This is a genomic window from Streptomyces sp. NPDC026500 (assembly GCF_055567635.1).
Genome location: NZ_JBVHQB010000001.1, coordinates 302,396 through 315,859 on the forward strand (window position 1 = coordinate 302,396; position 13,464 = coordinate 315,859).

The window sequence follows — 13,464 nt, forward strand, 5'->3', positions numbered from 1 at the left end:
TTGTCCACAGGGTCTGACGCGTTTTCCCGGCCGGCTGTACGGTCAGCACGAGTTGATGTTCGTGTGCGGGGGAGGCGGTCGTGATGGCCGAGGTCGGTACAACGGGTACGGAGCGACAGACGGCGCCGACGGGGCAGGCCGGGCTGATCGAACAGACCGGTCCGGAGCGGCAGGACCGCGGTGACCGGCGGCCCGGGGCGGGGTCCGCGTCGGACTCCGAGAGGCGGCCTTCGTCCGAGGGCGGGCCGGCGGCCGAGGCGTTCGGGACCCGGGGGTTCACCGTTCCGGGGTTCGCCGCCTGGCCGGTGAAGGGCTCGCCCAAGGAGGAGGGGAAGGCCCTGCGCGGGCGGGTGCCGCGCGCGGAGCACGCCGAGTTCCTGGTGGACGCCGACCGGCCGGACGCCGTGACCGCGGTCGAGGAGTCCAACCGGGGCCGGCTCTCCGAGCTCACGCCGATACGGGTCGGCAGGATGGCGGCCACGCCCTTCGCGTTCCTGCGCGGTTCCGCGGGCCTCATGGCGTACGACCTCGCCCGCACCCCGATGACCGGCATCAGTGCCCAGATCTGCGGTGACGCGCACGCGGCGAACTTCGGTCTGTACGGGGACGCGCGCGGCGGCCTGGTCATCGATCTGAACGACTTCGACGAGACGGTCCACGGCCCCTGGGAGTGGGACCTCAAGCGGCTCGTCACCTCGCTCGTGCTCGCGGGCCGGGAAGCCGGAGCGGACGAGGACACCTGTCGGGCCGCCGCCCGCGACACCGTGGGCGCGTACCGGCGCACCATGCGCCTGCTGGCGAAGCTGCCGGTGCTGGACGCGTGGAACGCCATCGCCGACGAGGAACTCGTCTCGCACACGGACGCCCATGACCTGCTCGGCACTCTGGAGCGGGTCTCCGAGAAGGCGCGGGCCAACACCAGCGGGCGGTTCGCCGCCAAGTCGACGGAGGCCGTGGAGGGCGGTGGCCGCCGGTTCGTGGACGCGGCGCCCGTGCTGCGCCGCGTCCCCGACGAGGAGGCGGCAGCGGTCGCGGCGTCCCTGGACCACTATCTGACGACGCTCTCCGAGGACCGCCTCCCCCTGCTCGCCCGCTACGCGGTCCACGACGTCGCCTTCCGGGTCGTCGGCACCGGCAGCGTCGGCACCCGCTCGTACGTCGTACTGCTCCTGGACCATCGCGGCGAAGCCCTCGTCCTCCAGGTCAAGGAGGCCCGCGCCTCGGTGTTGCTCCCGCACCTCGCGACCGCCGGCCACCCGATGCCCGAGGTGGCTCACGAGGGCCGCCGTGTCGTCCTCGGCCAGAAGCGCATGCAGGTCGTCAGCGACATCCTTCTCGGCTGGACCTCGGTCGACGGTCTCCCCTACCAGGTGCGCCAGTTCCGCAACCGCAAGGGCAGCGTCGACCCCGCCGCCCTGGCCGCCGACCACATCGACGACTACGGCCGCATGACCGGCGCCCTGCTGGCCCGCGCCCACAGCCACAGCGCCGACCCGCGCCTCATCGCCGGGTACTGCGGCAAGAACGAGGAGCTGGACGAGGCCATCGCCTCCTTCGCCGTCGCCTACGCGGACCGCACGGAGGCGGACCACGCGGCCCTGGTGGCGGCGGTCCGGAGCGGACGGATCGCTTCCGAAGCGGGGGTGTGACCGGGGGGTGATGGGGGTGTCCGGTCCGCCCCTCCGGACGGGGCGGTCCACCCGCGCCGATGCCGCTGGCGGCGCCGGTTCCGGTGGTCGGGATGATCGGGGTGGTTGGGGTCATTGGGGTCGTTGTGGCCGGTCAGGTGGCTGTAGAGGCGGTGAAGGCAGTGAGTCGCGGGGGAGTGTGGCCTACGCTGGTCGGGTGACGACCCCGGAAGCCGATCAGAGCCAGTCCGAGCCCGCCTTCGAGGGGGGCCGGGAACCCTCCGGTGCCCCGGAGGGCGAGACGCCCCAAGCCTCCCCCGGCGACGACGGCCGCATCGCGGACGCGGAGGGCGCAGACGCCCGCTCCGGCGCCCAGGATGCAGCCGGGAACGAGGTCCGCACCGAGGCTCCGAGTGAGGCCGACGGCGAGGGCCAGAGCCCGGCTCAGGGTGAGGATGCCCGGCCCGAGGCGCGGCTCGAGCGGGCCGTACGAGCGGCCGAGCAGGCGTTGATCGAGTTCGAGATCGCCGTGGAGACCTTCCGCGTCGAGGTCGACAACTTCTCGCGGCTGCATCACCAGAAGCTCGGTCCGATGTACTCGCGCCTCGACGAGCTGGAGGCCGATATCGCCGAGGCGCGTGCCGCGCGCTCCGGCGACCCGGAGGACATATTCAAGGCGCACGAGGCACGGGCGCGGGTCATGCCCATGCCCGGTGTCGAGGAGCTGTTCCACGGCTGGATGGACTCGGAGGGCCTGTTCCCCGAGGCTGTGGCAATGCTCACGGACCAGCCCGTGCGGCCCCCGCAGCGTGTGCGCCCCAGCGAGGAGGCCCGCAAGCTGTTCCGTGAGCTGGTCCGCAAGGCGCACCCCGACCTGGCGCAGGACGAGGACGAGCGCAAGCGGCGTGACGAGTTCATCGCCCGTGTGAACACCGCGTACGCCAGGGGTGACGAGGCGTTGCTGCGGGAGCTGGCCCAGGAGTGGGCCGCCGGCCCCGCGCCCGAGGAGTGGAAGCCGAGCCGCAGCGAGGAGCTCTACGCCCGTCTCGAATGGCTCTCGCAGCGCAAGGAGATGCTCACCTTCGTCGCCCGCGAACTGGAGGAGAGCGCCATCGGCGCGATGCTCAAGATGGCTCCGGAAGACCCGGACCGTCTTCTGGAGGAGATCGCCGAACAACTGCTGACGCAGGTCGGCGAGCGCGAGCACGAGCTGGCGGAACTGATCGCCCAGACTCCCTGAGCTTCCCCGTCGGCGCGGTCGGGTAGCGTCGGAGGCATGAGTTTCGGAGCTGGTGTGCCCACGGTCGGGATCGACAATCTCGCGGTCGACGACTTCCTGCTGGACGTCCGTGAGGACGACGAGTGGGAGGCAGGTCATGCCCAGGGGGCGCTGCACATCCCCATGAGCGACTTCGTCGCCCGGTACGGCGAGCTGACCGAGGCGGCCCCGCAGGACGGCCGGGTCAACGTGATCTGCCGCTCCGGTGGCCGTTCGGCCCAGGTCACGATGTACCTGGTCCAGCAGGGCATCGACGCCGCGAATGTCGAAGGCGGCATGCAGACCTGGGAGGCCGCGGGCCGCCCGGTCGTGAACGACAAGGGCGAGCCCGGCTTCGTGCTGTAGCCGCCGGCCCCCCTTCACCCCAGGGAGTGCGCCGCCAGCAGATCGCCCAGGGCTTCTTCGTGTGCCGCCGCCGGGCCGAGTGACAGTTCCAGGTGTTTGGCCCAGGCGTGGTACCGGTGCAGCGCGTACTCGGTGTCGGCGCCTAACCCTCCGTGCAGATGCTGGGCGGTCTGCACGACCCGGCGCACTCCGTCGGACGCCCAGATCTTGGCGACGGCCACGTCACCGCAGGCCGGGAGCGCACCCCCGGCGCCCGTGCCGATCCGCCATGCGGCCTGCCAGAGCGTCGCCTCCATGGCACGCAGGTCGATATAGCGGTCGGCGGCCTGCACGGCGACCGCCTGGAACGTGGCGACCGGGAACCCGAACTGCTCACGCTTGCTCGTGTACGCGCTCGTCATCCGGAGCACTTCCTCCCCGAGCCCGAGCGCCAGCGCACATGTGCCGGTGGCCAGCAGGTCGCGCAGCCACTCCCACGCCCCCTGCGCGTCGATGACATCCCGTGAGGCGATCCGGGCGGACTCCAGCCGCAGTTCACCGAGCCGCTCACCGGTCGTGGAGATCTGCTCGGCGAGTACGGCCCCTTCGTGGCCGCGGGAAACCAGAGCGAGGACGGTCCGGTCGGCGTCCGTGTGCGCGGGTACGACGATGAAGTCGGCGTTGCAGGCCCAGGGGACGGCCGTCTGGACTCCGTCCAGCACCCACCCCGTAACGTCCTGCCGTGCGGTCACGGCGAGTTCGGCCGGGTCGTGACCGGTCCTGCCGTTGGCGGCGACGGTCAGCACGAGCTCACCCCGGCCGGCCGGGGCCGGCAGCTCCGCCCTCAACTCCTCGCCGCCGTAGCGCTGTACGGCAGCCGCCGCCGCGCTGTTCTCCAACAACGGCACCCGCGCCAGCACCTTCGCCGACTCCCGCAGTACGAGACACAGCGCGACCGCGTCGAGGCCCGCCCCGCCGGACTCCTCGTCGAGCAGCAGGCTCAGCAGGTCCGCGTCGGCGAGCCTCGCCCACAGGGCCCGGTCGAAGTCCTCGGCGACGGCACCCGCGGTGAGCGCGGGACTGGGCACCGCGTCCGGGGCGACCCCGGCGAACACCGCCTTCGCCGCCTCGACCGCCGCCTGCTGCTCCTCGGTGAAGGTGAAGTCCACGATCCCGTCCTCCCGCACACGCGCCGGACCAACGACCAGACAGAACGCCTGATCTGACGGTGCGTCAAGATAGAACAGGTTCTATGAGAAGGGAACGGCCAACGGTCGGTCGCCTGTCGACCGGGCTCGACGGTCGATGTCCTGCCGACAGGGTTCGGCTGTCGGAGTGTGCCCGCCGGGCTCGGTGGTCGAAGCGTGTCCGCAGGGCTCAGCGGTCGAAGTCCAGCTCCACCTTTTCCGTGGCCGGATGGGACTGGCAGGCCAGTACGTACCCGGCCTCCGTCTCCTCCGGCTCCAGCGCGAAGTTGCGGTCCATCCGCACCTCGCCCGAGACGAGGAACGCCCGGCAGGTGCCGCACACGCCGCCCTTGCAGGCGTAGGGCGCGTCCGGACGGTTGCGCAGCACCGCGTCCAGCAGCGACTCCCCGTCCTGGACGGGCCAGGTGCCGCCGCGTCCGTCGAGCCGTGCGGTCACCGTGCTGTGCGCGGGGGCCGGTACGGCGGAAACGGTCGTGGTGCCGGCGTCCACGTGGAAGATCTCCTCGTGGATCCGGGTCCGGGACACCCCGAGCCCGCGCAGCGCCCGCTCGGCCCCCTGTACGAGCCCCATGGGCCCGCACAGGAACCATCCAGCCACCCGGTCCACGGGCAGCAGCGCCGGAAGCAGCCCGGTCAGCCGCTCCTGGTCGAGCCGCCCGGACGGCAGTCCGGCCTGCTGCTCCTCCCGGGAGAGGACCGTCACCAGCTGGAACCGCTGCGGATAGCGGTCCTTGAGGTCGGCGACCTCCTCCAGGAACATCGTCGAGGCCGACGTACGGTCGCTGCGTATCAGGCAGAACCGCGCGTCCGGCTCCCGCGCCAGCAGCGTCGAGACGATCGACAGCACCGGGGTGATCCCGCTGCCGCCCACCACCGCCGCGTACAGGCCGACCGACGGCGCCAGGGTGAAGCGTCCTGCCGGAAGCATCACCTCCACCTCGTCGCCGACCGCGATCTCCTTGAGCGCGTACGTCGAGAACGCGCCGCCGTCGACCAGGCGCACTCCGACCCGCAGCGTGCGCGGCCCCTCGCCGTCGGGGGCGGGTGCCGGTGAGCAGATGGAGTACGTACGGCGTATCTCGGTGCCGTCGGCCGTGCGGCGAAGTGCCAGATGCTGGCCGGCGGCGTGCCGGTAGTCCTCGCGCAGCTCCGCGGGTACCGCGAAGGTCAGGGCCACGGAGTCGTCGGTGATCCGGTCGACCGCGGCCACCGGGAGCGGGTGGAAGCGGGCCATCACAACTCCTTGAAGTGGTCGAACGGTTCGCGGCAGGACAGGCAGCGGCGCAGCGCCTTGCACGCGGTGGAGGAGAAGCGGCTGAGCAGCTCGGTGTCGGCCGATCCGCAGGACGGGCAGCGGACGGGCTCCAGTTCCGGTTCGGCGGTGGCCGTCCGGGTCGGCCCCAGGTCGAGTGTCACCGGGCCCGTGGGACGGCCGCCGCGTGGCGGCGCTATCCCGAACTCCCGCAGTTTGCGGCGGCCTTCGTCCGAGATGTCGTCCGTCGACCAGGCGGGACTGAGCACCGTGCGCACGGACACATCGCGTATGCCGTGCTCGTGCAGTACCCGCTCGATGTCCATGGACATGGCCTCGACGGCCGGACAGCCGGTGTAGGTCGGGGTCAACTCGACCTCGACGGAGTCCGCGCCGCGAACATGGACGGCGCGCAGCACGCCGAGCTCGTCCAGGGTGAGGACGGGCAGCTCGGGGTCGAGCACGGAGCCGGCCAGTCTGCGCAGCTCCTCCTCGAGGGCGGTCGTTGTCACCATGACGCCCCCGGGTGGCTGCGGTGCAGATGCTGCATCTCGGCGAGCATCCGTCCGAAGGACTCGGTGTGCAGACCCTGGCGTCCGGCGCCCGCCGCCCATGCCCCGGACTGCGGGCCCTCGGGGACCGACAGCGTGGCACGGCGCAGGGTGGCTCCCACGGACTCCAGCCAGGCGGCCCGCATCCCTTCCCGGTCGATGTCGACGCCCTCGACCGGCTGGAACATCTCACCGGTGAAGCGCCACAGCGCCTCGCACGCCCGGCTCATCCGCTCATGGCTGGCGTCCGTGCCGTCGCCGAGGCGCAGCGTCCACTGCTCGGCGTGGTCCTGGTGGTAGGCGACTTCCTTGACGGCTTTCGCGGCGAGGGGAGCGAACTCGCTCTCTCCGGCCGCCAGTTGCGAGTACAGAAGCCGCTGGTAGGTGGAGAAGTAGAGCTGGCGGGCGATGGTGTGCGCGAAGTCGCCGTTCGGCTGCTCGACGAGCTGGAGGTTGCGGAAGGCGCGCTCCTCGCGGAGATACGCCAGCTCGTCCTCGTCACCGGCCATGGACAGCAGGACCCGGGCCTGGCCGAGCAGGTCCAGCGCGATGTTGGCCAGGGCGACTTCCTCTTCGAGGACGGGCCCGTGGCCGGCCCACTCCCCCAGGCGGTGCGAGAGCACCAGGGCGTCGTCGCCGAGGGCCAGGGCCGCCGCGGTGTTCACGGTGAGAGTCACAGGTGCTTCACCCCTTCCGGGATCTCGTAGAACGTCGGGTGCCGGTACGGCTTGTCGGCGGACGGCTCGAAGAACGGGTCCTTCTCATCGGGCGAGGAGGCCGTGACGGCGGCGGACGGGACGACCCAGATCGAGACGCCCTCGCCGCGGCGCGTGTACAGGTCGCGGGCGTTGCGCAGCGCCAGCTCGGCGTCCGGCGCGTGCAGGCTGCCGGCGTGGGTGTGCGAGAGCCCGCGGCGCGAGCGCACGAAGACCTCCCACAGCGGCCAGTCGGTGTTCGTCATGCTCGGGTCGCTCCTGTCTCACCGGTCGTGCTCGCGGAGCCGCCGGTCCCGCTCGTGTGCTTGTCCGCGTACGCCGCGGCCGCCTCCCGTACCCACGCGCCCTCCTCGTGGGCGCGCCGGCGCTGGGTGATCCGCTGTTCGTTGCACGGTCCGTTGCCCTTGAGGACCTCCCAGAACTCCGTCCAGTCGATGGCGCCGAAGTCGTGGTGTCCCCGCTCCTCGTTCCACACCAGGTCGGGGTCGGGCAGGGTCAGACCGAGGGATTCGGCCTGGGGTACGGCTATGTCGACGAAGCGCTGGCGCAGCTCGTCGTTCGAGTGGCGCTTGATCTTCCACTCCATCGACTGGGCGGAGTGCGAGGACTCGTCGTCGGGCGGGCCGAACATCATCAGGGAGGGCCACCACCAGCGGTCCACCGCGTCCTGCGCCATCGCGTGCTGCTCGGCGGTGCCCTGGCTCAGGGCCAGCAGCAGTTCGTACCCCTGGCGCTGGTGGAAGGACTCCTCCTTGCACACGCGGACCATCGCGCGCGCGTACGGACCGTACGAGCAGCGGCACAGGGGGACCTGGTTGGTGATCGCGGCGCCGTCGACGAGCCAGCCGATGGCGCCGACGTCCGCCCACGTCAGCGTCGGGTAGTTGAAGATCGACGAGTACTTCTGGCGGCCTGAGTGCAGCTTGTCCAGCAGTTCGTCGCGGCCGACGCCGAGGGTCTCGGCCGCGCTGTACAGATACAGCCCGTGGCCGGCCTCGTCCTGGACCTTGGCCATCAGGATCGCCTTGCGGCGCAGCGAGGGCGCGCGCGTGATCCAGTTGGCCTCCGGCTGCATGCCGATGATCTCGGAGTGGGCGTGCTGCGCGATCTGGCGGACCAGGGTGGAACGGTAGGCGTCGGGCATCCAGTCACGGGGCTCGATGCGTTCGTCGGCCGCCACAGCGGCGTCGAAGACGGCTTCGTATGCCGCTGTGCGCGCCGCTTCGTCGGCGGCTTCGTCCGCCTGTGTGCGGGCCGTGTGGTGCGCTGATGCTGTCGCCATGCGGTCCCCCTCGACCTCTCACTCCCGACCGACCGATCGTTCGGTCCGCTCGCATCAATGGTCGGTCGAGCGCCGGATGGTGTCAACCGCTGTGGATAACCTCGTGCGCGCGGGCGTGGCCGTTGTGACCCATGGGGCTGTGCCGGACGGTCGGGTCTGAGTACGGTTCGCTTGCGAACGTCGTGGTGTGGTGCGACGCGGCGGTACGGTGCCCGCAGTCCGGCGGCCGACAGTCGGATTCGGGATCGTGAATCGGGGCGGGATGGACGCGAACGACGAGGGCCCTGAGCCGGAGCCGGGTCCGGGCGCGCCCGAGGGGGCCACGCCCGGCGGTGGCGCGTCCGCGAGTGCCGCGCCTGACCGGCCCGCCACCAGTACGTCCCCCGATGGGCCGGCCTCCGATGATCTGACGATCGACGATCCGCGGTCCGAGGCGGTTGCTCCCCCTGCGTCGGAGACGACCGAACCTGAGGCGGTCACTCCTGCGGAGCCGGAGCCCGAGCCGGGGCCAGAGCCGGAGCGGGTGCCGGAGGAGACGGGGCCCGAGGGGACGGGGACGGGGCCCGAGTCGGTCGCTCCTGCGGAGTCCGAGGGGAACGAGCCCCCGGCGGTCGTTCCCGCGGAGCCTGAGGGGAGCGAGCCCCTGGCGGTCGCTTCCGCGGAGTCCGAGGCGGGGCCCTGGCCGGGGTCCGAGGCACCCGTGGGCCTGGCCGCCCTCTCTCTTCGCCATCAGATCGCGGCCGCCCTCGCCCTGGCTGTCGTGGCCGTCGTCTCCTGTGTCCACCTCGGCATGGTGTTCCTGCATGTCGCGCCCTCGAACACGGTGACCAGGCAGCACGGCCGGGCGATCGACGAGTGGATCTATCCCGAGTTCGAGCAGAACTGGAAGCTCTTCGCCCCCAACCCGTTGCAGCAGAACATCGCGGTCGAGGTCCGTGCTCTGGTCCGCACCCCGGACGGCACCAGTCGCGAGACCGGCTGGTACGACCTGTCGGCGCTCGACGGGCTCGCCATCGACGGGAATCCGCTGCCGAGCCACACTCAGCAGAACGAACTGCGCCGCGCCTGGGACTTCTACACCGGCACGCACGACGGCGAGAACCGTCCCGCGGGCCTGCGCGGCGACCTCTCGGAGCGCTATCTGCGACGCGTCGGCGTGCTGCGTCTCGACCGCGAGCACGCGGGCGGCAAGGGTGCCGTCATCGAGCGCGTCCAGTTCCGATCCCTCACCACCGACGTGCGGCCTCCTGGGTGGAGCGACGAGAAGGTGTCCGACCAGCCCGTCGTCCGTGAGCTGCCCTGGTGGGCCGTTCCCGAGAGCGACCGCGTGGACGGGCTGACGGACGCGAGCGCCCGATGAACCGATTCGCTCCGACGATCGCGCGCGGCATCGCCCGGGTCACCGAGTCCGCCCTCGGCCCGTACCAGAGCGCCGTGATCCGTATCGGCTTCGCCGCCACCTGGCTGCTGTTCCTGCTGCGCGAGTACCCCCACCGTCAAGAGTTGTACGGGCCCGACGCGCCGTGGAGCTGGGACCTCGCCCAGCAGCTCGTCGCGAGCAACCACGCCTTCACGGTCCTGATGTGGTCCGACAGCCAGGTGTGGTTCGAGATCGTCTACGCCCTCGCCGTCCTCTCCAGCGTCCTGCTGCTGGTGGGCTGGCGGACCCGCGCGATGTCGGTGCTCTTCATGATCGGCGTGCTGTCCCTGCAGAACCGCAGTGTGTTCGTAGGGGACGGCGGGGACAACGTCCTCCACCTGATGGCGATCTACCTCGTGTTCACCCGCTGCGGCCGGGTGTGGTCCCTCGATGTGCGGCGGGAGCGCCTCGCCCGTGAGGCACGCGCGCGTGGCGAGCGGACCGGGCGCGACCGAGGGGGTCCCGCGATGTGGGCGGGGCTCGGGGTCGTACTGGCGGTGGCGACCGGCGCGGGACGGATCGACGGAGGCGTCCTGGGCGGCTGGCTCACGGTGCTGTGGGGGCTGTGGGCGGTGCAGGCCCTGTGGTGGACGGTCGGCCGGGTCGCCCGCACCGCGGAGCCGCGCATCCTGCTGGACGTCGTCGCCAACCTCGTGCACAACGCGGCCCTGATGATCATCATGGCCGAGGCCTGCCTGATCTACGCGACCGCCGGCTGGTACAAGATCCAGGGCTCGCGCTGGCAGGACGGCACCGCCGTCTACTACCCGCTCCACCTCGAGTCCTTCTCGCCGTGGCCGGCCCTGTCCGACCTGCTGTCCGCGCACGGCACGATCGTGATGCTGGTGACGTACGGGACGGTCGCCGTGCAGGTCGCCTTCCCGTTCACCCTGTTCAACCGGCGGGTCAAGAACGTCCTGCTGGCGGCCATGATGACCGAGCACGCCGTGATCGCCGTGGTTCTCGGGCTGCCGTTCTTCTCGCTCGCGATGATCGCCGCGGACGCCGTGTTCCTGCCGACGTCCTTCCTGCGGCGCCTGGGCGGACGAGTGGCACGCGCGCGTGGCGGGCTGTTTCCCGGCGGCGGCCGTACGGTGCCGGGGCCCCGGGAGCCCGAGCCGGGCGTTCCGGGGGAGCCCGAGCACACGCACGTAGGCTTCACCGCATGAACGACCCGGTTCGTGCCTGGCGCAAGCTCTCCGACGACTCCGTCCTGCTCGACGGCTTCCACGCCCTCAAGCACGCCGTGCGCTTCGGGGCGCGTGTCCCGGTCGCCGTCACGACCGACCGGCGGGCGGTCCTCGAACTGGCCGACGAACTCGCTCCCGACGTACGCGCCGTCCTCGGCGAGCTCCTGACCGAGGTCCCGGAGGCGACGTTCACGGCCCTCGTGTCGCGTCCCCACCCCACCTCGGTGGTCGCTCTCGCCGTACGTCCCTCCCGCGCCGCCAACCTGGAGACACTGGCCCGCACACCCCGCACCGCGCCGGTCGTCGTTCTCGACAATCCACGCAACCTGGGCAACGCGGGCGCCGTGATCCGTCTCGCCGCGGGCTTCGGCGCGACCGGAGTGGTCACGACGGGCACGCTCGACCCCTGGCATCCCACGGTCGTCCGCGGTGGGGCCGGCCTGCACTTCGCGACCGCCGTGGAGCGCCTGACGGTTGACGAACTGCCGCCGGGCCCGGTGTTCGCGCTCGACCCGGAGGGCGAGGACATCCGTGGGTCGAAGCTCCCCGACGACGCGCTGCTCGCCTTCGGCTCGGAACGCAGTGGTCTGTCCGTCGAACTACGGGCTCGGGCCGACCACTTGGTGTCTCTGCCGATGCGCCCCCAGGTCTCCAGCTACAACCTCGCGACCAGTGTGGCCATGACGCTGTTCCACTGGAGCGCCACGGGGGGCGCACCGGCTTAGGGCCTGTCCGACAGTTCCCGCCGGGCCCGCGACGCCTGGCACCGCACCTCGCCGCCTTGTCGGGCACGCCCTCGTACGCCCAGTAGGGGGGCGACCCTCAGCCCTGCGATGTACGGCACCGGACGCCGCGGCCTGTCCGACGTGAAGTGCCGGACAGGCCCTAGGGGCTCACGCCTCCCGGCGCACCTCGACCACCCGGAAGCGGTTCGCCACGAACGCCCCGTCGCACAGCGCCGCGTTGGCCGCGGCGTTGCCGCCCGAGCCGTGGAAGTCCGAGAAGGCGGCGGTCTGGTTGACGTAGACCCCGCCCGTGAGGTTCAGGGAGAGCTGGGCGCACTCCTCCAGACAGGCCTCCTGCACCTCGCTCTCGAACGCCTCGTCGGTGGTGTACGCGCCGACGGTCATCGCGCCCTTGTCCCTGATGGTGCGCCGCAGCAGCTCCACCGCGTCCGCCGCCGAGTCGACCGCGACAGCGAAGGAGACCGGCCCGAAGCACTCGCTCATGTAGGCGGCCTCGTCGGCGGCGTCGTCAGCGGTTTCCCAGTACTTGCGCGCGCCGTCGAGCTTCACGATGACGGGCGAGCGCACGACGGCGCCCGGGAACTCCGGGTTGTCGATCTGCCGTGAGGGCAGGGCCACTTCGCCGAGTCCGGCGGCTGCCTCCACACGGGCCTTCACGTCCGGGTTCACGATGGCGCCGAGCAGCGCGTTCGCGCGGGCGTCGTCGCCGAGGAGTCCGCCGACCGACTTCGCGAGGTCGGCGACCACCTCGTCGTAGGACTTGTCGCCCTCGTCCGTGGAGATGCCGTCGCGGGGGATCAGCAGGTTCTGCGGGGTGGTGCACATCTGGCCGCTGTAGAGCGACAGGGAGAACGCGAGGTTGGACAGCATCCCCTTGTAGTCACCGGTCGATTCCACGATCACCGTGTTGACGCCGGCCTTCTCCGTGTAGACGTGCGCCTGGCGGGCGTTCGTCTCCAGCCAGTCGCCGAAGGCGGTGGAGCCGGTGTAGTCGATGATCCGGATCTCGGGGCGGGTGGCCAGCATCTTCGCGATGCCCTCGCCGGGACGCTCGGCGGCCAGCGCCACCAGGTTCGGGTCGAAGCCCGCCTCGGCGAGCACCTCGCGCGCGACCTGCACGGTCAGCGCGAGCGGCAGTACCGCGCGCGGGTGGGGCTTCACCAGGACCGCGTTGCCGGTGGCCAGGGAGGCGAACAGGCCCGGATAGCCGTTCCACGTCGGGAAGGTGTTGCAGCCGATCATCAGCGCGATGCCGCGCGGGACGGGCGTGAACTGCTTGGTCAGCGCGAGCGGGTCGCGCTTGCCCTGGGGCTTGCTCCACTCCGCGGTGTCGGGGGTGCGGACCTGCTCCACGTACGCGTACGCCACCGCTTCCAGGCCGCGGTCCTGCGCGTGCGGGCCGCCCGCCTGGAACGCCATCATGAAGGCCTGGCCGCTGGTGTGCATGACCGCGTGCGCGAACTCGTGGGTGCGGTCGCTGATCCGCTTGAGGATCTCCAGACAGACCACGGCGCGGATCTCCGCTCCCGCGTCGCGCCAGGCGCGCATCCCCGCGCGCATGGCGGGCAGCAGGGCGTCGATGTCCGCGTGCGGGTATGTGACGCCCAGCTCGATTCCGTACGGCGACACCTCGCCGCCGACCCAGTCGTCCGTGCCGGGCTGGCCCAGGTCGAGGCGAGTGCCCAGGAGGGCGTCGAAGGCGGCTTTGCCCTCGGCCATGCCCAGGCTGCCGTTCTCGCCGTAGGCCTTGGGATGCTCGGGATGCGGGGACCAGTACGCGCGCGTGCGGATCACTTCCAGCGCCTGATCCAGGGTGGGCCGGTGCTGGGCGATCAGCTGGTGCGCGGTGAGTTCGGCGGCCATCAAGG

The 13,464-nt window shown here is 71.5% G+C and carries 13 protein-coding genes; 6 read left to right on the forward strand and 7 right to left on the reverse strand.

All coding sequences use genetic code 11. The annotated features are described in order from the left end of the window. Window positions 1-83: 83 nt before the first annotated feature. The 3 genes from ACZ4N5_RS01370 (at window position 84) to ACZ4N5_RS01380 (ending at window position 3,252) form a co-directional block, all read left to right on the forward strand. On the forward strand, window positions 84-1,649 hold the full coding sequence (locus ACZ4N5_RS01370) for a DUF2252 domain-containing protein (protein ID WP_467755095.1): 1,566 nt from the start codon (window positions 84-86) through the stop codon (window positions 1,647-1,649). 196 nt (window positions 1,650-1,845) lie between these two features. Further along, the gene (locus ACZ4N5_RS01375) at window positions 1,846-2,868 is read left to right on the forward strand and encodes a hypothetical protein (protein WP_467755096.1); all 1,023 of its coding nucleotides are present in this window, start codon (window positions 1,846-1,848) and stop codon (window positions 2,866-2,868) included. Window positions 2,869-2,904: 36 nt separating this feature from the next. Next, entirely contained in the window at window positions 2,905-3,252 is a 348-nt protein-coding gene (locus ACZ4N5_RS01380; RefSeq protein ID WP_467755097.1) for a rhodanese-like domain-containing protein, read from the forward strand. 14 nt (window positions 3,253-3,266) lie between these two features. On the opposite strand, the gene ACZ4N5_RS01385 is transcribed toward ACZ4N5_RS01380, so the two are convergent. The 6 genes from ACZ4N5_RS01385 to paaA form a co-directional block, all read right to left on the reverse strand. Next, a complete protein-coding gene (locus ACZ4N5_RS01385; protein WP_467755098.1) occupies window positions 3,267-4,400 on the reverse strand; it encodes an acyl-CoA dehydrogenase family protein in 1,134 nt (377 codons plus the stop codon). A 208-nt stretch (window positions 4,401-4,608) separates the two neighbouring features. Further along, window positions 4,609-5,673 carry a 2Fe-2S iron-sulfur cluster-binding protein gene (locus ACZ4N5_RS01390; RefSeq protein ID WP_467755099.1) on the reverse strand — a complete coding sequence of 355 codons (1,065 nt, stop codon included), beginning with the start codon at window positions 5,671-5,673 and terminating at the stop codon, window positions 4,609-4,611. After that, window positions 5,673-6,206, reverse strand: a complete 534-nt coding sequence (gene paaD / locus ACZ4N5_RS01395; RefSeq protein ID WP_467755100.1) for a 1,2-phenylacetyl-CoA epoxidase subunit PaaD — start codon at window positions 6,204-6,206, stop codon at window positions 5,673-5,675. Before paaD ends, ACZ4N5_RS01390 begins: the two co-directional genes overlap by 1 nt. Continuing rightward, the gene (paaC, locus tag ACZ4N5_RS01400) at window positions 6,200-6,919 is read right to left on the reverse strand and encodes a 1,2-phenylacetyl-CoA epoxidase subunit PaaC (RefSeq protein WP_467755101.1); all 720 of its coding nucleotides are present in this window, start codon (window positions 6,917-6,919) and stop codon (window positions 6,200-6,202) included. The genes paaD and paaC overlap by 7 nt, the downstream gene beginning before the upstream one ends. After that, window positions 6,916-7,203, reverse strand: coding sequence for a 1,2-phenylacetyl-CoA epoxidase subunit PaaB (gene paaB, locus ACZ4N5_RS01405; protein WP_164372737.1), 288 nt, complete (start codon window positions 7,201-7,203; stop codon window positions 6,916-6,918). Before paaB ends, paaC begins: the two co-directional genes overlap by 4 nt. Next, window positions 7,200-8,240 (reverse strand): 1,2-phenylacetyl-CoA epoxidase subunit PaaA, encoded by a 1,041-nt coding sequence (gene paaA, locus ACZ4N5_RS01410; RefSeq protein WP_467755102.1) that lies wholly within the window; start codon window positions 8,238-8,240, stop codon window positions 7,200-7,202. The genes paaB and paaA overlap by 4 nt, the downstream gene beginning before the upstream one ends. A 700-nt stretch (window positions 8,241-8,940) precedes the next feature. Between paaA and ACZ4N5_RS01415 the strand changes: the two genes are divergently transcribed. The 3 genes from ACZ4N5_RS01415 to ACZ4N5_RS01425 are packed head-to-tail and all read left to right on the forward strand — an operon-like array spanning window position 8,941 to window position 11,575. Next, window positions 8,941-9,600: a DUF5819 family protein gene (locus ACZ4N5_RS01415; protein WP_467755103.1), complete on the forward strand. Its 660-nt coding sequence runs from the start codon at window positions 8,941-8,943 to the stop codon at window positions 9,598-9,600. Then, the gene (locus tag ACZ4N5_RS01420) at window positions 9,597-10,829 is read left to right on the forward strand and encodes an HTTM domain-containing protein (protein ID WP_467755104.1); all 1,233 of its coding nucleotides are present in this window, start codon (window positions 9,597-9,599) and stop codon (window positions 10,827-10,829) included. Before ACZ4N5_RS01415 ends, ACZ4N5_RS01420 begins: the two co-directional genes overlap by 4 nt. Further along, window positions 10,826-11,575 carry a TrmH family RNA methyltransferase gene (locus tag ACZ4N5_RS01425; RefSeq protein ID WP_467755105.1) on the forward strand — a complete coding sequence of 250 codons (750 nt, stop codon included), beginning with the start codon at window positions 10,826-10,828 and terminating at the stop codon, window positions 11,573-11,575. Before ACZ4N5_RS01420 ends, ACZ4N5_RS01425 begins: the two co-directional genes overlap by 4 nt. Window positions 11,576-11,743: 168 nt before the next feature. Here the strand turns inward: ACZ4N5_RS01425 and paaN are convergent, their stop codons facing one another. Next, window positions 11,744-13,459, reverse strand: a complete 1,716-nt coding sequence (gene paaN, locus ACZ4N5_RS01430) for a phenylacetic acid degradation protein PaaN (RefSeq protein WP_467755106.1) — start codon at window positions 13,457-13,459, stop codon at window positions 11,744-11,746. Between the last annotated feature and the right edge of the window lie 5 nt (window positions 13,460-13,464).

Bases quoted from the DNA above. Each gene is read 5' to 3' on its own strand.
- ACZ4N5_RS01370 (WP_467755095.1), top strand. From the start codon at position 84: ATGGCCGAGGTCGGTACAACGGGTACGGAGCGACAGACGGCGCCGACG.
- ACZ4N5_RS01380 (WP_467755097.1), top strand. From the start codon at position 2,905: ATGAGTTTCGGAGCTGGTGTGCCCACGGTCGGGATCGACAATCTCGCG.
- ACZ4N5_RS01390 (WP_467755099.1), bottom strand. From the start codon at position 5,673: ATGGCCCGCTTCCACCCGCTCCCGGTGGCCGCGGTCGACCGGATCACC.
- paaD (WP_467755100.1), bottom strand. From the start codon at position 6,206: ATGGTGACAACGACCGCCCTCGAGGAGGAGCTGCGCAGACTGGCCGGC.
- paaB (WP_164372737.1), bottom strand. From the start codon at position 7,203: ATGACGAACACCGACTGGCCGCTGTGGGAGGTCTTCGTGCGCTCGCGC.
- paaA (WP_467755102.1), bottom strand. From the start codon at position 8,240: ATGGCGACAGCATCAGCGCACCACACGGCCCGCACACAGGCGGACGAA.
- ACZ4N5_RS01420 (WP_467755104.1), top strand. From the start codon at position 9,597: ATGAACCGATTCGCTCCGACGATCGCGCGCGGCATCGCCCGGGTCACC.
- ACZ4N5_RS01425 (WP_467755105.1), top strand. From the start codon at position 10,826: ATGAACGACCCGGTTCGTGCCTGGCGCAAGCTCTCCGACGACTCCGTC.
- paaN (WP_467755106.1), bottom strand. From the start codon at position 13,459: ATGGCCGCCGAACTCACCGCGCACCAGCTGATCGCCCAGCACCGGCCC.